Raw genomic sequence first — 23,933 nt, 5'->3', positions numbered from 1 at the left:
AATCAACACAGAATCTTAGTGGTTTGGACGATGTGGGCTAGCTGACTTGTGCCTTAAAGGTTAAATGCATTAACTTAACGAAAGCACAAGTCAGGCCTTTGCTTGTGCCTGTGCGCTAAGACTTGCGCTAGATACGGGATTAATGTATTAATTTAACGAAAAGCACAAGTCAGGCCTTTGCTTTTGCCGGGGCGCTAAGACTTGCGCTAGATACGAATTTTTTGGTTTTGTTTTGATGAAAACAGACTATTCATAGTCCTTACTTTTGGTCAGCTTTTTCAAAGTATCCAATTCATATATTGGGCGTTCCAAATCATAAGGAATTTCTCGTTTGCTAAACTGCTGAAAATATAACAAACAGGCATCCTTCCAAACCTGTGCATCGCGGCTTTGGATCTTGAGCTTGGACTGCACGGATTTGAACCGCTCATCATCAACCAAGCCCTTGGTACTGTCCCAAATGCGCTGGAAAGCACGAACACGTTGCAACCCCGAATCGTAACGATAACAAAGCGCTGTCCAAAGGTCGTTTCCATTTTTAAGTTTATAAGTCCATGGCACATGGTGAAACCACAACAAATATTCTTCCGGACAACTTTCCAGGCTGTTAAATGTAGATCGGAGTGGCTCATGGTACTGCTCAACGGCATTGCTGCCTGTGCTGCTTCTGTTAAAGCCTACTCCTAAAAGGTCTGCATTGTGGTAGTATACGGAGGTCCAGTCGGCCCTGATGGCTTTATTCGAGAACCATGGGGCAGGCCCGTAATGGTGTCCTTCAGCAAAAATGTGGTGTAATCCTAAAGGCATCATATAATCCACAGCCGCTGCTCTGCTCTGCATCATCATCTCTTTTATCGGTTTTACCAGGGTTCGCTCCATTTTCTTTTCCGTAGGACTTAAAAAAGTTTGCCTAACCCATTCATCTGCAATATCTTCACTCTTAAGTTTATTGTCCCAGGCAAGCCTGCCGAAAGCGTACCAATTGGCCTGTGCAAAAATATGCCCGGTCCAATTTCCCTCCAGGCCAATATTGGATACCCCTGCAATTGCACTGAAGGTGCGTTTATCCAATGTCCCGTCTGTACAGGCCGCTACAGTGCTGCCCTTACCGTTTCGGTAGGTATCGCTTTGTAAACATTCTTTCCAAAGGGTAGACAAGAAAACCAGGTGATTAGACCAGCCCAGATATTCCTGTGTGATCTGAAACTCTGGCATTACAGGGGTTTTAATCATGGCTCCGAATAAGGGACTGAATGGCTCTCGGGGCTGAAAATCAAGTGGTCCGTTTTTGATCTGGATAATTACATTTTTCTTGAATTTACCATCAAATTTTAAAAACTCATTATACGCTTGTTTCGTACGGTCCTCGTTACTTGGTTGATATACAAAGGCACGCCACATTACAATCCCTCCAAAAGGGGAGAGCGCATCAGCCATCATATTGGCGCCATCAACGTGTGTTCTCCCGAAATTTTGAGGGCCAGGTTGCCCTTCGCTATTGGCTTTTACAAGGAATCCTCCAAAATCAGGAATCAATGAATAAATTTCTTTGGCCTTAGCTGCCCACCATTGCCTAACAGCAGGATCAAGAGGGTCAGCGGTTTTAAGTTTCCCAACTGTAACGGGTGACGAAAAGTTGACCGATAAATAGACCTTTAAGCCATATGGACGCAATACTGTGGCGATAGACTGAACCTTTTGAAGATAGGCTGTGGTGAGGATTTTTGCCGAAGCGTTTACGTTGTTGAGCACTGTGCCGTTTATGCCTATTGAAGCATTGGCTCTTGCATATTCTTTGTACAACGCAATATCTGCCTGACTGAGTTGAAGCGAAGAATCTCCCTGTCTCCAAAATATCGAACCACCAGCATACCCGCGTTCTACAGAACCATCCAGATTATCCCAATGGTTAAGGATTCTTCTTGAATAGGAGGGATTGGATGTATAATTTTGATCAGACTTTCCTAAATACTGCCTTCTAAGGAGCTCGTAGCTTCCATAAAGGATACCCAGATCCGTTTTAGCGACAATTTTATCACCTTCCAAACGAAATCCATCATTTGTAATGGAGCCATCTTTAATAAAATCAAATTTTAGCGCTGCGCCGTCTTTTCCCAGCCACCCGTTTTTAATTTCTTGTACAGCGATGGTTAATACCGGCGACTTTCTTGGCGATACCACCTTTACCTGCTTGGCAGCGGTATTGCGGAGCCAAAGTTGGTGCCCATCTTCAGCCTTCAGAAAATGGGCAGTAGCTGTAACGATAACCAATAGCAGGGTAATCTTTTTCATCTAGTTGATTATTAGTTTTCGGGTTACAATATTACCGCTTGTTTTCAGCTTCTCATCGGGCTGGCTTCCACCAATCGATAATGTGATCTCGCCTTTTAGTGGTCTTTTTGTTCCTTTATCATCAATATAACTGAGTTCATCAGGTGATAATTTAAAATGAACAAGTTTACTTTCACCAGGTGCCAGGCTAACCCTTTGATATCCCTTAAGGGCTTTTTTAGCTGATTTGATTTTTAAATTGTTGTGCATCACATACAGCTGGGCAACCTCGTCGCTCTGCATTTTACCGGTATTGGTGATCCTTACAGACAAACTTGTTCCTTTACCTGATTTAAGGTTTGAAGGTAAGATAAAGTTGTGATAATTGAATGTAGAATAGCTTAATCCATATCCAAACCCAAAAAGAGGTATGCCTTTGAAATACCTATAGGTCCGATTCTCCATATTATAATCATTAAAATCTTTTAGATCCTTGTCACTCTTATAAAAGGTTACCGGAAGTCTTCCTGAAGGGCTGTAATCACCGAACAACAAATCAGCTACTGCAGTTCCTGCCGATTGGCCACCGTACCAGGCATTAACAATGGCGGGTATATTTTCGGCTTCCCATGGAATGGCGATGGCGCTTCCTGTCATCATCACAAAAACAACTGGCTTGCCACTCGATTTTAAGGCTTTCATCAGTGAGGTTTGCGCCTGAGGAAGCATGATGGAGGTTCTGTCGCCTCCATTAAATCCAGGTACATTTACTTTCATTTCTTCGCCTTCAAGTTGTGGAGAAATGCCGCCCACGAATATAAATGCATCTGCATCGCGATGGCGTGCAACCAACTCAGTAAAATCTGTGCGCCCAAAGGCACCTCCCGCAAAGCGGACCTTTGCTCCACCCTCACCTTGCCAGTATTCCATTTCAATTTTGTATGTAGAATCCTTAGAAACAGGAATTTTATACGTTTTAGCGCCCCACCTGTTTTTAGACCAGGCATCTAAAACTTTTTGCCCGTTTACCTTTAAACGGTAGCCATCATCCCCATCTACTTCAAAGGTGATTTCTTCTGACTTTAAAGCTTTAAATACCGTGCTAAACCTGGCAGAAAAATGGTTTGCAGTCAAACCTTCACCAATTTGCTCGCCCTCTTGCCAGTTGTGGTTTATTGATTCTTCGAACCGCGTTAAAAGAGGCGCCCCCTGCAGTTCTATGCCTTTGTAATATTCGGCCTTGAACCCCTTGTGGCCATCTGCGGTTAATTGGTTCTCTAAATTTCTATAATGTAGGATCGTATCGCTCGCAAACGAAACTGCCTGCTCATATATCACCTCCGTTTGATTTCCCAATTTATCTTTTATGCCCTGAAGAACCGTTGTAATGGTTGAGGGGGTACCATTGTAATTTCCAAGCACCGAAATATCATTATTGGCATTCGGACCAAGCACCACAAGTTTCTTTAGATTCTTTTTTAACGGAAGTGTGTTGGATTCGTTTTTTAACAAAACCATCGATGCCCTTGCCATTTTAAGTGCATGTGCTTTGTGGGCACTGTTTTCTAAAACTGTTATCGGTGTATTGGCGTATTTCACCATCGAAGGCGGATCGAACATACCAAGCCTGAACCGGATCATGAACAGTCTTTTTACCGATACGTCAATATCTTTTTCTGTAATTATACCGTTTTTAACCGCAGTAAGTAAGGCTTTATAGGCATCAGTTCCACAGTCTAGATCAGTTCCGTGAAAAACGGCATCAGCCGATGCACTTGCTGCGTCTTTGTGGGTTTTGTGATTTTTAAAGAAATCATCAATGGCCCAACAATCTGAAGTAACATAGCCCTTAAACCCCCATTTCTTTCTTAAAATGTCGGTCATTAAAAGATCGCTGCCACAACATGGTTGCCCTTGAAATGCGTTATATGCACACATCACTCCGGCAACTTCCGATTTCGTAACCAGTTTTTCAAAAGCCGGCAAATAAGTGTCCCAAAGATCAAAAGCGCTAACATCTGCATTGAATACGTGGCGTAGCGGTTCCGGTCCACTGTGTACAGCATAATGCTTCGCACAAGCAGCCGCTTTCAGGTACTTTGGGTCATCGCCTTGCAAACCCCTTACAAATGCATCGCCCAGTGTAGCGGTTAAATAAGGATCCTCTCCATAGGTTTCCTGACCGCGTCCCCATCTTGGGTCTCTAAAGATATTGATATTGGGTGTCCAATAGGTCAGTCCCAGATAGCGTTCATTCGTACGGCCAAGCGCAACCGCCTTGTTGTAAATTGCCCGCCCTTCCAAAGCAGAGTAGTCTGCCATTTTACCCAGCGCTGCAGGATCGAACATGGCCGCCATTGCAATGGCCTGCGGATATACGGTAACCTTAAAGGGCGTTCTGGCAACCCCGTGCAGTGTTTCATTCCACCAATCATAAGCCGGAATTTTTAGTCTTGGAATTGCAGGTGCTGAATTAAGCATCTGAAAAACTTTTTCCTCAAGTGTTAATCTGGATACCAGATCATCAACCCTTTTATCAAAAGGTAATTTGTAATCTTCAAATGGATATTCCTGTGCCTGAATTGGACAGGTAACGTGTAGCAGGGCTAACGTGGTAAATATGGTTAAAAAGAATAATCGTCTCATATATTTGGTTTTCTTAACTTTTGCAAGTTCCAAATAGTTTCACTTCGGGAGGTGTACGTTTCGATAAAAACCTGTGACAAATGTTTCGATCTAGCTGTTTGGGCCCTTTAAATTTTATTTCACCTGATGAATTAGGACGAACATTGGGGGATATTGAACATTTATTGCTATAATTTTCACAATTGACTTAACGCTCATCAGATAATCAGGTTATTTTAGCTTGAATTCGGAAACCTTGGGCGAAAACCAGGTTCGCTGATTAAATAACCAGATATGTTCAGCTCTGGGTGCTACCTACCTAGCTGATAAACAAATAGATAATATGGGCCATAGCTTTACTTGCAGGGTGATCAAAATTTCCCTGTTGTCATATCTTCACCCGGTTAAAATATTCCTGTGCGTTGCGGTCTCACTTCTGATTTCCCCGGTAAAAGATTACGCGCAACAGCAAAAAATAAATTTCACATCACTACAGATAAAAGATGGCTTATCATCCAATACAGTTAATGCGATAGTAAAAGACCACTTTGGTTTTATGTGGTTTGGCACGGAGGACGGACTGAATAAATACGACGGCAGCAACTTCACTGTTTATAAATTTAATGAAAATGATCCGACAAGCCTGCGGTCCAATGATATCAGGGCTTTACATGAGGACAGTTCGGGTAACCTATGGGTTGGGAGCTCTCTAGGATCTTTGAGTTTATTTGACCGTAAAAACAATTCCTTCATAACCTATCCTGCCAATGTAGAGGGCGGGCTTAGCAGCGATCTTATTCATGCTGTGACTACAGACCATTTAGGCCATGTTTGGGTAGCAACTTATAATGGGCTTGATGAGCTGGATCCAAAAACAAATAAGATCATCAATCACATTAAGCAAACCCCCAGCAGAAAATCTTCAGCTCAATTATCTTTTAACTGTTTGTTAGAAGATAGTAAGAACAGATTGTGGATCGGATCAAATAATGGCGTGTATCTTTATGACAGGAAAGAAAAGGCTTTCAAGATTTACCGCCACAGCCCCTCTGATGCGTCCACTGCAATCAATAACGAGATCAACACGATCTGTGAGGATAAATCAGGGAATATCTGGTTTGGTACCGCGCGGGGAATATGCAGGAAATTGCCTGACCAGGGCGGATTCAGTGCTTTTGTTTACAGCGCCGGCGACCTCAATGCACTTGCCCGTAACAGGGTGATCAGTCTGGCAATAGATAAAAACAATCAATTATGGGCAGGTACTGATGATGGACTGAAAATTATTGATCTCAATAGTGCAGCTATTACATCCTACAGGCCGAACTACAGAGATTCCTACTCGCTGACAGGCAAATCGATCAGCAGTATTTATATTGATGACGGCATCTACTGGCTGGGCCCGTTTCATGGCGGGATAAGTAAATATGATTCCAATCTGAATCTTTTTAACCTAAAGCAAAGCAATATTTTCGATTCCAATGGTTTGAGTGCATCTGTAATCACTTCTTTCGCACAGTACAGGGATGAAATATTTGTGGGCACAGATGGTGGTGGGCTAAATCTTTTCAATCCGCGTACCGAGCTGATAAAACGGTTCAATGCCAGATTGCCTGATGGAAGTGCAATGAACAATATTTCTATAATAGCCATGGCCATCACTAGGGGAAAAAAACTGCTCATGGGAACCTATTCAAACGGCTTGGTATCTATGGATCTGTTAACGGATAAGCTATTGCAGATCAAACGCTCCACCAATGCCAGCGGGCTGAATTCGAATGACGTTTTTTGCTTAAAAGAAGACAAGACTGGTAAAATCTGGGTAGGAACCAATGGAGGCGGAGTAAACCTGATGACCCCGGATGCTAAAGTGATTTTGAAATACTGCAAGAACCCCCAGGCGCCCAACGAGGTGGATTTCCCGGGCAATAATTTCATCAGGTTTATAGAAGAAGATGATCAAAATAATATGTGGATAGGCACTTATGGGTCAGGAATATCTATACTTGATCAGTTTACCCATAAATTTTCGGTTCTGAACAAAAAAAACAATAACCTGCCGAGTGATCTCACGCTGTCGATATTAAAAGACCGGTCAGGCAGTCTATGGGTCGGGACTTTTAGTGGGGGGCTGAGCCGCTATGATCGTAAAAAGAACAGGTTCATCAACTTCTCCGAAAAAAATGGATTGAATAACGCTACAGTGTATGCTATAGTAGAAGACTTAAAGGGGCTGATCTGGGTAAGTACCAATAAAGGCATCAGCAGTTTTGATCCCATGACAAAAGTATTTACAAACTACACGGTTTATAATGGTGTTCAGAACAACAATTTTATCCGTGGTGCAGGGATGCGAACTGCGGGAGGTGAGATCTATTTTGGAGGTGCTGCTGGCTTCAATTATTTTAACCCGAGGTTCTTTAAAAAAAACAGGAGTATTCCCTCGGTGATCTTTACTGATCTCAAGGTTTCAAACTCGTCGGTGCTGCCCGGCAAGGCCAGCCCGATCCAGGAGCATATATCCATTGCCAAAAATATTCACCTGGAGTATAAACAGAGTTTCACGCTCAGCTATGTCAGCATCAATTACACCGTCCCTGAGGATAATCAGTATTTCTATAAATTAGAGGGGTTTGACAAGGATTGGATAAAGGCAGGCTCTACAAAATCTGTGTCCTATACCAATCTTGATCCAGGAGAATATGTCTTTCATGTTAAAGCAAACAACAGTAACGGCATCTGGAATGCCTCAGAAACTTCCATCGCAATTGATGTTAGTCCTCCGTTCTGGAAAACCACATATGCTTATATTTTTTATATCCTCACCACTGTTGGTACGCTTTTCTATATACGGCATCTGGGGATCCAGAAACTCAAAAGAAAGTTTGCCCTTGTTCAGGAAAAAATGAAAGCAGAGCAGCGTTTAGCGCAGCATCGTAAAGAAGCCGAACAGTTAAGGGCCCTGGATAAACTCAAAATCAAGTTTCTTACAAATCTCAGCCATGAGTTCAGGACCCCGCTTTCACTCATTATGGGGCCTGTAGATAAGCTGATTGCCGAACAGCCTGATCAGCACGTTGCCAATCCCTTATTGATGATCAAGCGCAATACAAGGCGGTTACTAAATCTGGTTAACCAGATCCTGGATTTCAGAAAAATCGAGGACCGGGAACTTACTTTAAATGCTGTTGAAACAGATATCGTTTCTTTCATCAAAGAAGTTCTTGAATCATTTAACGATCTGAGCGAACGCAAGCAGATACAGTTGGTGTTCAAAAGTCAATTAAGCTATTTTAATGCACCTTTTGATCATGATAAGATCGAAAGGGTGCTGTTTAATCTTTTATCAAATGCATTCAAGTTTACCCCGGTTGGTGGAAGGATTTCAGTTGAACTGGAGAAGGTAACACTGCCGGTCGCAGTGCATGCAGCAACGCTGATTATTACGGTTGCCGATTCGGGCATAGGCATTTCAGAGACCGATCAGGAAAGAATCTTTCAACGCTTTTTCCAGGCAGATGGAATAGCGCCGATCTTGAATCAAGGAAGTGGCATAGGCCTTTCAATTGCACAGGAATTTGTGAAATTACATGGTGGAAAAATCGCTGTACGGAGTAAAGCTGGTGAGGGAAGTGTTTTTACCATCGAAATCCCATTCTCAAATGTTCGGTCTGCAGCCGAATTGATGATCGATTTTTCGGATGCTGCAGATAAGGGCAGAACGGAGTTGAACGGCGCCATATCCGGACCCGATCTGGATGCAGATATCCCTTCTATTTTATTAGTAGAGGACAACGAGGATTTTCGTGCCTATCTTAAAGATGGACTGCAGCCTTTCTACAAGATACACGAGGCCAGCAACGGACAGGAAGGGTGGCAAAAAACGCTGTCGAACCATCCCCAGATCATTGTAAGTGATATCAACATGCCTTATATGAGCGGGATAGAACTATGTAAAAAAGTTAAATCAGACAAACGGACCAATCACATTCCAATCATGTTGCTAACCGCCCTAACGGGGGAAGAGGAACAGATAAAAGGTCTGGAAACCGGTGCAAACGATTATCTGACCAAGCCGTTCAACTTTGAGATCTTAAATGCAAAGATTAAAAATCTGCTTTCCCTCAACAAAAGACTCAAAGATACTTATAGCAAACAGATCAAGGTAGAGGCAACAGCGATAACCGTCGAATCACACAGCGACCGTTTGCTAAAGAAAGTGGCAGTTTATATTGATGATAATTTAAATAACCCTAAACTATCAGTAGAAGACCTTAGCAAACATGTGGGTATGAGCAGAGGTTCATTGTATCATAAAATACTCGAATTAACAGGGCTTTCGCCAATTGAATACATCCGGTCGGTTAAGCTCGATAAGGCGGCTGTTTTATTGGAAAAAAGTGATTTGAATGTTTCGCAAATTGCTTATATGGCTGGATTTGCTACGCCTAATTATTTTGCCAAGTCATTTAAAGCAAAATTTAATATGCAGCCTTCCGAATACATTAGTGTAAAAAGAAAAGTGGAAGACCGTTTGGTAAGAGAAAATTGAACATACTTTTAACCCCAAATATGTGCGTTATGCCTGGGGTAACCTGGTCAATGCTAATTTATATAATCTGGAGAACCCTTTGGCATCACCGTTGCATACAGACCGTTAAAATTCAGTTCTTTTATCTTCAAAATAGGTGAAAAATACAGCCGATGAACATATTTTCTATTATAATAATCAAATCTTCCTACAAAAAAACAACAGATACGGTAGTTTCGCTAAACCAAATATTAACCTGACCTAAATGAAAGTATGATACTGCTAATGCTCAAAATGAATTATTCACGCCAGTATATGAAGAAGGTAAATAGCTATCAACGTGAAAATATCATTGTCAAACAAACTGATTACTGACCAAATACTAAATAATCATGAAATTCAAAGCCCTCTTCCTATTGTTCTCAGCACTGGTTTTTGTACTGCATTTTAAATCGCAGGCGCAAAACCCAATTATCAAACATATTTTTACTGCTGATCCGGCACCACTGGTATATAAAAATAAAGTTTATCTGTATGTTGGGCATGATACCGCAACGGTGAAAGATACCAATTATAAAATGCCCGACTGGCATGTGTTCTCGTCAAAAAATATGGTCGACTGGGAAGATCATGGCATGCTGCTTTCGCCAAAGGCATTTTCATGGGCCGGGGGAGATGCGTACGCCGCTCAGTGTATTTACAGGGATGGAAAGTTTTATTGGTATGTATCAACAGGCCACCAAAAAAATAAGGAGAGTAAAGGAGGGATGGCGATCGGTGTGGCGGTTTCTGATAGCCCTGTTGGGCCATTTAAAGATGCAATTGGCAAGGCTTTGGTAACCAATGAGATGACTACCGATAAAAAGCATGGCTGGGATGACATAGATCCCACTGTTTTTATCGATGATGATGGGCAGGCTTATCTGTATTGGGGCAATGGAAGTTGTAAAAGTGTCAAACTGAAAAAAAATATGATCGAGATGGATGGAGAAATCCAGGTATTGGACATCAAAAACTATATTGAAGGTCCATGGGTTTATAAAAGAAAAGGCAACTATTATCTGATCTATGCCGGTACGGGAACCAAACCCGAAATGATCGAATACTGTATGGCTAAGGGGCCACAGGGACCTTGGGTGTACAAAGGTATTATCCAGGGAAATGTTCCCAACAGTTTTACTACCCACCCCGGGGTTATCGATTTTAAGGGCAAATCTTATTTTTTTTACCACAATGGCTCTTTGCCCACAGGCGGAAGTTATAGAAGGTCTATCTGTGTAGATGATATGCACTATAATGAGGATGGCACCATACAGAAAATAGTAGAAACCACTACCGGTGTTAGCCCGGTAAAAGGCAGATAAACAGTTAATAACATACCCTAACCTAACCAGATATGAAAAAAATAAATAAATCTCTCTTTGTTAAAATAACAGTGCTTTTTGTCAGTTTAAGTGCTTATACCCTTGATGGTTTTGCTCAGCAGATCGTGTCCAGTGGCCCAGAGGGCTTTGACGTCATTCAGTCTGCAATTCCGCACGGAAAAATCGATACTTTGACCTATTCGTCGAAAACCGTGGGCAATAACCGTAAAGCATTGGTATACACGCCGCCAGGTTACACTAAACAATTAAAATATCCGGTTTTATATCTTTTGCATGGTATCGGAGGTGATGAAAAAGAATGGCTTAATGGGGGTAATCCCCAGGTGATTCTGGATAATCTTTATGCCGCCGGTAAGTTAGCACCTATGGTGGTAATTATGCCGAACGGCAGAGCCATGAAAGATGACCGCGCCATCGGGAACATTATGGACAAGGATAAAGTGCAGGCCTTTGCTACTTTTGAGAAGGATTTAATTAATGATCTTATTCCATTTGTGGAACGGAGGTTTAGCGTGTATAAAGACCGCGAACACCGTGCGATTGCAGGTTTATCAATGGGGGGAGGACAGGCTTTGAATTTTGGACTGGGAAATCTGGATAAGTTTGCCTGGATAGCCGGCTTTTCTTCAGCGCCAAATACCAAAATGCCAGAAGTGCTTGTACCTGATCCAAAAAAGGTCTCAACCATGCTCAAATTGTTATTCATCTCTTGCGGAGCTAGTGATAACCTCATTATCAACAGTAAGCGTACGCACAATTATCTGACTAAAAACAAGGTGCCACATATCTATTTTATCGAGCCTGGTTTTCATGATTTTAAAGTTTGGAAGAATGGATTGTATATGTTTTCGCAATTGTTATTTAAACCGGTTGATACCACTACTTTTTCAAAATATCCGGTAGCAGGTGCGCCAGCCTCAACCAATATCGGTTCTGGCGCCTATCCACAGATTACCGATGACCATAAAGTTGTTTTCAATCTTTCAGCGCCCAATGCGCACAGTGTTCAGGTAGATCTGGGCCGAAAGTATGATATGGTCAAAAATGAAAATGGCAGATGGACCGTTACAACCGATTCTTTGGGTGAAGGGTTTCATTATTATTCGCTCATCATTGATGGCCTTCCTGTAGCAGATCCGGCAAGTAAGTCTTATTTTGGCATGGGGCGCATGGCCAGCGGAATTGAAATCCCTTTTTCAAAAGGCGACTATTATGCGTTGAAGGATGTTCCGCATGGCGAGCTCCGGATTAAAAAATATTACTCAAAAGTAACCAGGTCATGGAGGCAGCTGTATGTTTACACACCGCCTTTTTATGATGCACAGGTAAACGAAAAATACCCGGTACTTTATATCCTCCATGGAGGGGGAGAAGATGAAACTGGCTGGGCAAATCAAGGTAAAACTGATCTGATTCTCGACAATCTTATTGCTGCTCAGAAAGCCAAACCGATGATTATTGTAATGCCCAGTGCAAATGTAGGTGGAGCCGCCTTTGGCGAGGCCAGCTTAAAAACCTTCGAATCAGAATTGAAAGAAGTGATTATTCCATTGGTTGAAAGCACTTACCGCACCAAAACCGATGCGCAAAACAGGGCATTGGCCGGTTTATCAATGGGCGGGATGCACACGCTTTATACCGGGATTAACAACACCGATAAATTCGCGTACCTTGGTGTATTTAGTTCAGGATGGGTTGTGCCGCGTCAAAACACAATAGCCGACCTTCAATATGTAGAGATGAAAAATAACCGTGAAAAAATCAATGCCAACCTAAAACAATTGTGGATTGCCATGGGTGGGAAAGAAGATATCGCCTATAATAACTGCCAGATAATGATGGATAAATTTAAAGAGCTAAATATCAATTTTAGTTATCACGAATATCCGGGAGGGCATACCTGGCCTGTTTGGCGGAATAACCTTTATCAATTCTCCTCGACCTTGTTTAAATAAACCTTCTGAGTAAAATTATATGTTGACATTCCCAAAATACGATCTTTTGCAAAAGCATTTCCTTTGCCTAGGCGTTTCTGTCCTATTTAATATTGGCTTCTGTGGAAATGTTGGGGCGCAAAAGGGATTTTATGCCAATTCGTTTCCTTTAAAACAGGTAAAACTGCTTAATGGACCATTTGATCACGCCAGAGACCTTAACATAAAAACACTATTGGCTTATGATGTGGACCGGTTGCTTTACCCTTACCTTAAGCAGGCAGCGCTTCCTACAGATAAAAAAGGCAATGATAACTGGGAAGGGCTGGATGGGCATATCGGCGGACATTACCTCAGTGCGCTTGCTCTTAATTATGCCTCAACAGGTAATCCAGAATGCAAAAGCAGAATGGAAAAAATCGTAGCAACATTGAAAGCCTGCCAGAATAAAAATACCACTTCACACCCAGAATGGGGAATAGGATATGCAGGAGGCGTTCCCAATAGTAAAGAGATCTGGATGAAGCTTAAAGAAGGAAACTTCAAAGCCTATCAATCTGCCTGGGTACCCTGGTATAATGTTCACAAAACTTTTGCGGGTTTGCGCGATGCCTGGATTTATGGAGAAAGTAAAGATGCGAAGGAGGTATTTTTAAAATTCTGTGATTGGGCGATAGCCATTACCTCAAAGCTTAATGAACAACAGATGCAGCAAATGTTAGATACAGAACAAGGTGGGATGAACGAAGTATTGGCTGATGCCTATCAGATTACCGGCAATGAAAAATACCTGAACGCAGCGATGCGGTTTTCTCATCAACAATTGCTTAACCCTATGGCCAACGGGCAAGACAACCTTGATAATAAACATGCCAACACCCAGGTTCCCAAGGCGGTTGGCTTCCAGCGGATCGGGGAGTTGAGCCATCAACGGGAATATGACCGTGCTGGTCAGTTTTTTTGGGAAACAGTAACGGGTAAGAGGTCTTTGGTATTTGGCGGAAACAGTCGCAGGGAATTTTTTCCAAGTGCTGTTGCCAGCGCTGATTTTGTAGATGATGTGGAAGGGCCAGAAACCTGCAACACCTACAATATGCTGAAACTGACCGAAGGACTTTTCAGGGAAAAACCCGATGCAAAATACGTAGACTTTTACGAAAAAGCCCTGTATAACCACATTCTTTCGTCCCAACATCCCGAACATGGGGGCTATGTTTATTTTACGCCCGCCCGGCCAAGGCACTACCGCGTATATTCGGCACCGAATGAAGGTATGTGGTGTTGCGTGGGCAGCGGGATGGAGAACCACAGCAAGTACAACGAATTTATTTACACCCATCAAAAAGATACTTTATATCTTAACCTGTTTATTGCCTCTGAACTCAACTGGAAAGAGAAAAACATTACAATAAGGCAGGAAACTACTTTTCCGGATGAGGAAAAAACCAGACTGATTGTTGCAGATGGAAACGCCCGGTTAATGTTGATGATCAGAAAACCATCATGGATCGGCAAGGAAATGATGGAAGTAAAAATCAATGGTAAAAAAGCCGACTATAAATTGCTTCCGAATGCTTATCTGGGAATTGGCCGTAACTGGAAAAAAGGAGACGTGGTAGAGCTAAGCCTGCCCATGAAAACCACCGTCGAACGGATGCCCAATTTGTCTGAATATGTGGCAATTATGCACGGCCCGATTTTATTGGGTGCTAAAACCGAAACGGAAGCACTCAAAGGACTGGTAGCAGATAATAGTCGTTGGGGGCATATCGCCAGCGGCAAAAAACTGCCCATTAATAAGGCACCTATTCTTATTGATGAGCACATTGACGATATCGGCAAGAAAATCGAGCCAATAAAAGGTCAGTCGATGAAGTTCTCTTTTGTAAATGAGCGGATAGAAAACCTTGAAAAAATTACCCTGGAGCCTTTTTACCGCATTCACGATTCACGTTACATGATGTACTGGATGGCGCTCACACCCAACCAGTATGCTGCTTACCTCGATTCTGCTAGCCGTGTAGAAAATGAAAAACTTGCACTGGAAAGCCGTACATTAGATTTTGTTGCACCAGGAGAACAGCAGCCAGAGGTAGATCACCAGATGAAAAACAATAATTCCCACACCGGATCTTACCTGGATCAATTTTGGCGCAATGCAACGGGAAATGGTTTCTTTAGCTACGAAATGAATACCGAGGGTGCAGATCAGCTGGCCCTAAATGTTCGTTACCATACGAGTGGCGGCCGTGATAAATTTGATATTTATCTTGATGATCAAAAATTGGTTGGTGTAGATGCAAGCCAGGGGCCACAAAAAACAGGCTTCTATAACCAGGAATACCCAATCCCTGCAGAAATGCTAAAAGGCAAAAAAAGGATTTCGGTTAAATTTTCATCTTCAGATGGAAAATCAACGGCAAGGGTATTTTATGTGAGGTTGGTAAAGAAATAACTAAGGGATGAAAACTATGGTTTTGAACGCTGAGTGGTGCTGTGGATCAAGAAAAAACACTCCAAATGAACGGATATCAGGCATGGTAATGCCTAATGTCATTAAGTTAAGCCATTGGCACAAGTGAAAATAATTTAACCACAACTTGTCCCGATTTTCGGGAGATAGAAGGGATGACACAGATATGAAAACCCGTGTTTATCCGTGCGCATCTGTGGTTAAAAGCGCTTAATTTAATAACATTGTTGTAATGCCAGTAGTTTTAATATAACGATTAAGAAATTTAACAATTAGATCCCTTTGTCAATGAATATCCATAACATGGTACTGAGATTCAGTAAGATAATTCTATTCCTTTTAACAGGTACTCTGGCATTTGCACAGGTACCTAAAAAATCAAAATTAAAGCTTTGGTACGACCAACCTGCAGGTACTGTTTGGGAAAATGCGCTTCCTGTTGGTAATGGCTTTTTAGGGGCAATGATTTATGGTAACGTGGCAAAAGAAGTGATAAAACTAAATGAACACAGCCTTTGGAGTGGTAGTCCCTATCAAAATGATGTTCCGGAAACTTTGAGCCATTTACCTGAAATCCGCGCACTCATTTTTCAAGGGAAGCATAAGGAAGCTGAAAGTCTGGCCAATAAAATCATGTTTGGAAAAAAATCATCCGGGCAGATCTTTCAGCCGGCCGGTAATCTTCAACTCGTTTTCCCAGATCATGAAAAGTACCAAAACTACTATAGAGAACTCGATATCGAAAACGCCCTAAGTAAAACAAGCTATAACATTGGCGATGTAACTTATACCCGAACAGCTTTTGCCGCACACGGTAATCGCGTGGTGGTAATAAAACTTACCGCCACAAAAGCCGCCAGCATTTCTTTTACCGCAAATTACACCACACCCCATAAAAAGGTTTCAATCAGTACCTCTGCTGTTAAAGATCTGGTAATGGAAGGGTTGACCAGCGATCATGAAGGTGTCAAAGGGCTTGTAAAATACAACGTAATCAGCAGATTCAGCAATGAAGGGGGTACATTAACAGCTACCGATTCGAGTATTGTTGTTGAGCATGCCAATGCGGTAACCATTTTCATTTCCATAGCTACCAATTTTAACCATTATAATGACATCAGCGGCAATGCCGCTAAACGGGCATTGGAGTACCTGAACCGGGCCTCGGCGAAATCTTATGATAAAATTCTGGCTACCCATCTCATCAACTATCACAAATACTTCAATCGTGTTCAGCTTGATTTAGGGGGGAGCGGTGGTATGGACTTACCAACAGACAAAAGGCTAATGAATTTCAGGAATACAACAGATCTTCAGTTTGTTAATCTATATTACCAGTTTGGCCGCTATCTGTTAATCAGTTCTTCTCAGCCCGAGGGGCAGCCTGCCAATTTACAAGGCATCTGGAATGATAAGCTTTACCCACCCTGGGACAGTAAATACACCATTAATATTAACGCTCAAATGAATTATTGGCCCGCAGAGCCGACCAATTTGCCCGAGCTGCACCAGCCCTTTCTTAAAATGGTAGGTGAAATGGCTGAAACGGGCAAGGCCACTGCCAAAAACATGTACGGCGCAAGGGGCTGGATGGCGCATCACAATAGCGATATCTGGAGAAGCACCGGCCCAGTGGATGGTGCATTCTGGGGAATCTGGAACGGTGGCGGTGGCTGGGCCAGTCAGCATCTTTGGGAACATTACCTTTATGGAGGAGATCGCAAATACCTTAAAAGCGTCTATCCTGTTTTAAAAGATGCCGCAATTTTTTACAAAGATTTTCTGGTGCTGCACCCAACACTGAAGTATTTGGTGGTTAATCCAGGTACTTCTCCTGAAAATGCCCCTGCGGCACATGGAGGCTCCTCTATTGATGCGGGTACCACCATGGATAACCAAATTGTTTTCGATGTGTTTTCTACCACTATCCGTGCGGCCAAAATACTTGGAGTTGACGGTGTTTTTGCCGATAGTTTATTGCAGATGCGCAATAAGTTATCGCCTATGCACATTGGCAAACACGGCCAATTACAAGAATGGCTGGATGATATAGACAGTCCGAACGATAAACACCGACATATTTCTCACCTTTATGGTTTATTCCCTTCCAACCAGATTTCTGCCTACCGTACGCCCTTACTTTATGCTGCTGCAAAAAATACCTTGCTTCAAAGAGGCGATGTATCTACCGGATGGAGTATGGGCTGGAAAATAAACTGGTGGGCAAGGATGCAGGATGGAAATCATGCCTACCAACTGATTCAAAACCAACTCACACCACTAGGCGTTAATCCGGGCGGTGGTGGCACTTACAATAATCTTTTTGATGCCCATCCACCGTTTCAGATAGATGGTAATTTTGGTTGTACCTCCGGTATTACCGAGATGCTGATGCAAAGTGCCGATGAGGCATTGCATTTATTGCCTGCTTTGCCAGATGTATGGAAGGAAAAAGGTTCCATTAGGGGATTAAGGGCCAGGGGAGGCTTTGAGGTACTCAGCCTCGAATGGTCTAATGGGCAGGTAATTAAAGCCGTAATTAAATCAACGCTTGGGGGGAATTTACGGTTGAGGGTACCAAATGAAATGAAAAGCGACCTTATTGAATTGAAAAATGCAGTTGGTACTAATCCAAATATGTTCTATTCCATTACCGAAACCCAGGAACCTATTGTATCGCCCGAAGTCCGTTTAACCGCTACTCCTTTGAAAAAGACTTTTGTTTACGATATATCAACTAAACCAGGCAGGTTATATACGCTGCTGCTCAAATAATTAGAACCTCATGAAATTTATCCGTTTATTTATCATTTTTACCATTGTAAATACCTGCATTTATGCACAGGAAGCGGTCAGCTACCGTGTTTTAAGTCCTGATCAGAAAATCGTTCTGACCTGTAATCCCGCTCAGGGAACCTACAGCATTACCAGGAGTAAAAAAACAATCTTACAAAATTCTAAACTAGGCATTATCAGAGAAGATGAAGACTTTACAAGGGCATTAAAAGTTGTTCATGCTGCTGAGCGAAAATTGAAAGAGACTTATGTAATGTTCAATGCAAAAAAGAAATCGATTACCTATTCGGCAAATGAATTGGTGATATCGACCAGAACGCCAACAGGCAAAAGTATGAATATTATTTTTCGTGTTTCTAATGATGGGGCGGCCTTTCGTTACGAATTTCCGGAAAAAGATCCATCGTTAAGAAAAATACAATCAGAACAGACAAGTTTTCACTTTACCGAAGGTACGTTGGCCTGGTTGCAGGCCAAAGCCGAGGCACAAACAGGATTTGAACATACCAATCCTTCTTACGAAGTATATTATAATATGGCCATCCCGGTAGGTACGCCATCTTCCAGTGCTAACGGGTGGGTATATCCTGCTCTATTTAAAACAGGCGATACCTGGGTGATGCTTACAGAAGCTGGCTTGGAAAGAAATTATTGTGGCACCTCTTTACAACGTTTATCACCCGGTGGAGAATATCAGATCAATTTTCCGCAAGAAGCTGAAAAAATAAAAGGAGGAGCTCTTTATCCCGAATCTACGCTTCCATGGATTACGCCCTGGCGGATCATTGCCATAGGCGATCTGGCTACAATTATGGAGTCGACGCTTGGTACAGATCTCGCCCCTGCGTCAAGATTAAAAGATTTATCGTTCGTAAAGCCCGGAAAAGCCGCATGGAGCTGGGTGTTGGAAAAGGATAAGGCAACGATATATCCCGTTCAGAAAAAATATATTGATTACGCTGCCGATATGAACTGGCAGTATTGTTTGATCGATGCAAATTGGGATCAGACTATTGGATATGATTCGGTTGCGGTTTTGGTTGACTACGCAAGAAAAAAAAATGTGGGCATGTTGCTCTGGTATAATTCAGCAGGGGATTGGAATACCGTAAAATTTACACCGAGAGATAAACTGTTAACGCATGAGAAACGGGTGAAGGAGTTTAGCAGGCTTGAAGAAATGGGCGTTAAAGGCATCAAAATCGATTTTTTTGGTGGCGACGGACAGTCTATGATTGCTTACTATCATGATATTTTAACCGATGCCGCCGCCCACCATTTGTTGGTCAATTTTCATGGGGCTACACTGCCCAGGGGATTGCAACGAACATATCCAAATTTAATGACCGCAGAAGCCGTACTGGGATACGAAATGATCACATTTGGGCAAGATGCAGCCAATAAAGCACCTCAACACATGGTTGCCAGTGCCATGATTAGAAATGTGTTTGATCCGATGGATTTTACGCCGATGTGTTTATATAAGATCCCAAATATCGAAAGAAAAACAACCGCTGCATTCGAACTGGCTACATCAGTGGCTTTTTTATCGGGCATACAGCACTATGCCGAAACGCCGGATGGAATGAGCCATGTACCTATTGAGGTTAAAGATTTCTTAAAAGCGTTGCCAGCTCAATGGGATGATGTAAAATTTATTGATGGATACCCGGGCAAGTTATATGTTGTAGCCAGAAAATCGGGTTCGAAATGGTATGTTACAGGATTGAATGGAGAGCCACTCGACAAATCCCTTGCGTTAAATCTTACTTTTCTTAAAAACAAAACAGGTAAACTTATTTCCTCCGGAAACGATAACGACAGTTACAATGGGTTTGTTGCCAAAGAAGTAAAAATACCAGCTTCTGGAGAATTGAAAATCGACCTCAAAAAGAATGATGGTTTCGTAGCCGTTTTTGAGTAACTAACCACCTGAAAATAATCTATAAATAGCATTTTTTGTGCTGTCAAAATAACGCATGGGGAAAAAGAAATTAAATTTGGTTTAGCGTACTTCTCGGATTCAGGGCAAGCGCTTGTTAGCTGTCAAATGATAGATCGAGCTGAAAATTTGTTCTGGATCCCGGGTAAGTATTACCTGGCTATCCTATTATGGTTGAACCAACAATAAATTCTTATAAATATAACATTACGTGCAATTCACCCTTGAACTAAAAGCTGCTATCTTACTTATAACCTGAGTTCGATTAATATTTAAATCTTAGTGAGTGTTTACAGCTGCTTTACCTCACGCGATCGTCATGCTGTCCCGAATGTTCGGGATCAGCATCTTTCCTGCTATTAAAACCCTGAAATGAATTCAGGGTGACGACACTAATAATAAAATATCTAAAGAATAGCCCTAAAAGCGCATTATTAATAGAATTCAAGTTTATAGCACTAACAACATTCGAAATTTCCGAGTTTTTGAAAAGATCTTTACTGCAATTTTTTATCGTTTCGAAAAAAATAAATAATCGAAGTGACCTACCCTCAATATTTGTTGGTGTTAAAGATTATTTAAGTGACTTTTTGTTGCATCTATTTAGTTTACAATCGATTGCATAAAATGGCTTCATGTTTTGTGGTCGAAGGACTTTACTTTGCTTAATAATCGTTTTTAGGCGATCCTTTCCTTTGAACATTTATTCCATATTTATGAACAATTGACACTTACACTTTTGTGCTCACCGAATAACTTTACCTCTATCATGCTTGTCTGCTTCTTTTAGAGATGCTCATTATCCAGTTTTTTGGATAACCAGTCGGCTCATTACTGCGTGAAGCATGAATTTTAACCATTATAAACCAAATTTTTATGAGGAATGAATTTTTACAGTTTTTTGTAAAGCCTGGTGCAGGACTTTCCAAATGTCTAGCCAAACTATCACTGATTGCTTTTTTTGCACTTTTTGTGGTTGCTGCACATGCACAAACCCAAGTAAAAGGGCGTGTTGTGGATGATCAGGGAAAACCCCTTCCAGGCGTAAGTATACTGGTCAAAGGAACCTCAACCAGTACAACAACACTGGGCACAGGAAACTTTAGTATTGCGGTTCCAACAAGCAATTCGGTACTGGTGTTTTCTTACATCGGATTTACAAGTCGCGAGGTTCCGGTCAGAAATCAAACCGAAATCAATGTGACATTACTTCCGAGCGCTGCTGAACTTGAACAAGTTGTAGTGGTGGGCTATGGAACCCAGCGCAAAGAATCGGTAACGGGTTCTGTGGCAAATATATCGGGCGATAGAGTTCGTGAAATACCCGCACCCAATGTAGCACAGGCTATCCAAGGTCGAATAGCAGGAGTAAACATTTCACAAACTTCTACCAAGCCGGGTGCAACCATGCAGATTCTGATCCGCGGTCAGCGTTCACTTTCAGCCAGCAATGATCCGTTGGTGGTGCTTGATGGGATCCCATTTCCAGGTTCCATTGGTGATATCAATCCCAACGACATTAAAAGTTTAGATATTTTGAAAGATGCTTCTGCTACTGCGATTTATGGCTCAAGAGGAGCGAATGGAGTGATATTGATCACCACTAACCGTGGTCAACAAGGAGCTCCCGCTAAAGTATCCTATAATTCATATACTGGTTTACAAACCCTTTTTGCCAAATATCCAATGATGGATGGACCAGAATTTGTTGCCCTGCGCAAGGCAGCTGGATTATTTACAACCAATGGCGCAGATGAATCTAACGACGTAAATACCGATTGGCAAGATTTATTCTATAATAAATCAGCAGTTGTAACCAGTCATGATGTTGGTGTATCTGGTGGATCTACTACTGGCAGTTACAGTTTTGGGGGCGGCTATTATCAGAATCAAAGTCTGATCCCAACTCAACAGTACACCCGGTATTCAATGAAAGCATCCATGGATCAGCAAATTGCCAGTTTCTTAAGGATTGGATTTACCACCAATAACAATTACAACTTAAGTGAAGGCAACCAGCTCGGCGTTTATGGCATCCTTAGCAATTCGCCTATCGCAAATCCTTACAATGCAGATGGCAGCCTGAAAAGAACAATCAGGATGCCTCAGGATGAATCGTGGATTTACACCCGCGAACTCACTAAGAATCTCAGTGATAAATGGCTTAATGAAACGCGTGGCTTTGCTACCTATAATTCATTTTATGGTGAGGTTAACATTCCATGGGTAAAAGGACTAAAATACCGTACCAATCTCGGCCTTGATTTTATCCAGAGCAACAATGGTAACTATACAGGCGTTGGAATTGGAAGTGCCACTGCCACTACGGTTTCTACCGCTGGGGTTAGCAATTCGCAAACCTACCATTGGACACTTGAGAATTTATTGACTTATGACAGAACCTTCTCAGAAAAGCACAACATCAATGTAGTGGCCTTATATTCTGCTGAACAGAATAAGTTCAATTCGTCATCCATGTCAGCACGTGATATTCCGTCTGATGCTTTTCAGTTTTACAATCTTGGTCAGGCCAATGGAGAATTAACAATCGGTAACGGCGACTACCGCTTAAGTGGACTTATGTCTTACATGGGAAGAGTGATGTATGCCTATGATAATCGCTATTTAATCAGTGCAACCATCAGATCTGACGCGTCATCACGCTTGGCGCCAGGGCATAAATGGAATACTTATCCGGCTGTTTCTGTGGGTTGGAACCTGATGAATGAAAATTTCATGAAAGGGATAACTGCTATCGACAGGTTGAAGATCAGAGTGGGTTACGGTCAAACATCAAACCAGGCGGTAAATCCATATCAAACCCTTGGTTTGCTAAGTTCGCGTCCTTACAATTTTGGCGATAACAACTATGCCACAGGCTATTATGTTTCTCAGTTACCAAGTCCGGGTTTAGGCTGGGAATATTCACAAACCTGGAACTATGGCCTCGATTTCTCCTTACTAAAAAGCAGACTGACAGGAACATTTGAATACTATGTAACCAACACCAAAGATATATTATTAGGCGTTGCACTACCTTCTACCGCAGGTGTGGGCAGTTATACCGCAAACATCGGACAAACACAGAATAAAGGGTGGGAACTGAGTGTTAACGGTAATATTTTTAACGATAAAGGAGGCTGGTCGTGGGATGTGGGATTTAATCTTTATGCAAACCGAAACAAACTCGTTGCCCTTGCATCAGGCCAAACCAGAGACGAAGGGAATGCTTGGTTCGTAGGCCATAACATCAATGCCATTTTTGATTTTGAAAAAGTAGGTTTGTGGCAGGCCGGAGATCCATATCTGAATGTTTTAGAGCCAGGCGGTAATGTGGGGATGGTTAAAGTAAAATACACGGGCGATTTTGATGCGACCGGCAAACCAACAAGACCTATCGGAGCAGCAGATAGACAGATCATGGATGTGGATCCTAAATTATCAGGAGGATTCAATACAAGAGTAGCTTATAAAGGATTTGACCTCAATGTAGTAGGATTATTTAAAGACGGTGGAATTTTGCTTAGTACATTATATGGTTCTTCCGGATACCTGAATCTCTTATCTGGTAGAAGAAACAACGTTAAAGTTGATTATTGGACACCTGAAAATACAGGAGCAAAATATCCGAAACCTGGCGGTATTGCAAGCGGTGATAACCCTAAGTATGGAAGTACATTAGGTTATTTTGATGCTTCTTTCTTAAAAATCCGGACGATCTCTTTAGGCTATGATTTCAATCGAAGTTTGTTAAAAGATTCTAGATTGAAGCTTCGGATGTACTTAACCGTTCAAAATCCTTTTGTGATGTTCTCTCCATATCACCGCGAGTCGGGCATGGATCCTGAAACAAATTCATACGGCGATGAAAACGCTGCGGTAGCATCGGTTTATCCGCGGAGAATTTTAACCATTGGTACCAATACCCCATCTACCCGTAACTACGTAGCTGGTCTTAATTTAACATTTTAATATA

At 42.1% G+C, this 23,933-nt stretch carries 9 protein-coding genes; 7 read left to right on the top strand and 2 right to left on the bottom strand.

Annotation, left to right across the window (positions count from 1 at the left end; all coding sequences use genetic code 11):
- Window positions 1–246: 246 nt before the first annotated feature.
- Window positions 247–2,292: an alpha-glucuronidase gene (locus tag J7E57_RS04700; protein ID WP_215132406.1), complete on the bottom strand. Its 2,046-nt coding sequence runs from the start codon at window positions 2,290–2,292 to the stop codon at window positions 247–249.
- Window positions 2,293–4,917: a glycoside hydrolase family 3 C-terminal domain-containing protein gene (locus J7E57_RS04695; protein WP_215132405.1), complete on the bottom strand. Its 2,625-nt coding sequence runs from the start codon at window positions 4,915–4,917 to the stop codon at window positions 2,293–2,295.
- Between the two features lie 364 nt (window positions 4,918–5,281).
- On the opposite strand from J7E57_RS04695, the gene J7E57_RS04690 reads away from it, so the two are divergent.
- The 7 genes from J7E57_RS04690 to J7E57_RS04660 all read left to right on the top strand — a co-directional run bounded on the left by J7E57_RS04690 (window position 5,282) and on the right by J7E57_RS04660 (window position 23,929).
- Complete coding sequence (locus J7E57_RS04690) at window positions 5,282–9,448, top strand: hybrid sensor histidine kinase/response regulator transcription factor (RefSeq protein WP_215132403.1); 4,167 nt, start codon at window positions 5,282–5,284, stop codon at window positions 9,446–9,448.
- A gap of 371 nt (window positions 9,449–9,819) precedes the next feature.
- Window positions 9,820–10,791 (top strand): glycoside hydrolase family 43 protein, encoded by a 972-nt coding sequence (locus J7E57_RS04685; RefSeq protein WP_215132402.1) that lies wholly within the window; start codon window positions 9,820–9,822, stop codon window positions 10,789–10,791.
- Window positions 10,792–10,823: 32 nt separating this feature from the next.
- On the top strand, window positions 10,824–12,767 hold the full coding sequence (locus J7E57_RS04680) for an alpha/beta hydrolase-fold protein (RefSeq protein ID WP_215132401.1): 1,944 nt from the start codon (window positions 10,824–10,826) through the stop codon (window positions 12,765–12,767).
- Window positions 12,768–12,786: 19 nt separating this feature from the next.
- The gene (locus J7E57_RS04675; protein ID WP_215132400.1) at window positions 12,787–15,201 is read left to right on the top strand and encodes a beta-L-arabinofuranosidase domain-containing protein; all 2,415 of its coding nucleotides are present in this window, start codon (window positions 12,787–12,789) and stop codon (window positions 15,199–15,201) included.
- A 321-nt stretch (window positions 15,202–15,522) separates the two neighbouring features.
- A complete protein-coding gene (locus J7E57_RS04670; RefSeq protein WP_251029802.1) occupies window positions 15,523–17,994 on the top strand; it encodes a glycosyl hydrolase family 95 catalytic domain-containing protein in 2,472 nt (823 codons plus the stop codon).
- 10 nt (window positions 17,995–18,004) lie between these two features.
- Complete coding sequence (locus J7E57_RS04665) at window positions 18,005–19,939, top strand: glycoside hydrolase family 97 protein (protein ID WP_215132397.1); 1,935 nt, start codon at window positions 18,005–18,007, stop codon at window positions 19,937–19,939.
- A gap of 894 nt (window positions 19,940–20,833) precedes the next feature.
- Window positions 20,834–23,929, top strand: coding sequence for a SusC/RagA family TonB-linked outer membrane protein (locus J7E57_RS04660; RefSeq protein ID WP_215132396.1), 3,096 nt, complete (start codon window positions 20,834–20,836; stop codon window positions 23,927–23,929).
- Window positions 23,930–23,933 lie beyond the last annotated feature (4 nt).

Source organism: Pedobacter sp. ISL-64 (assembly GCF_018613605.1).
Taxonomy (GTDB): Bacteria; Bacteroidota; Bacteroidia; order Sphingobacteriales; family Sphingobacteriaceae; genus Pedobacter.
The sequence above is the reverse complement of the archived record's forward strand: the minus strand, read 5'-3'. Positions and strand labels throughout refer to the sequence as shown.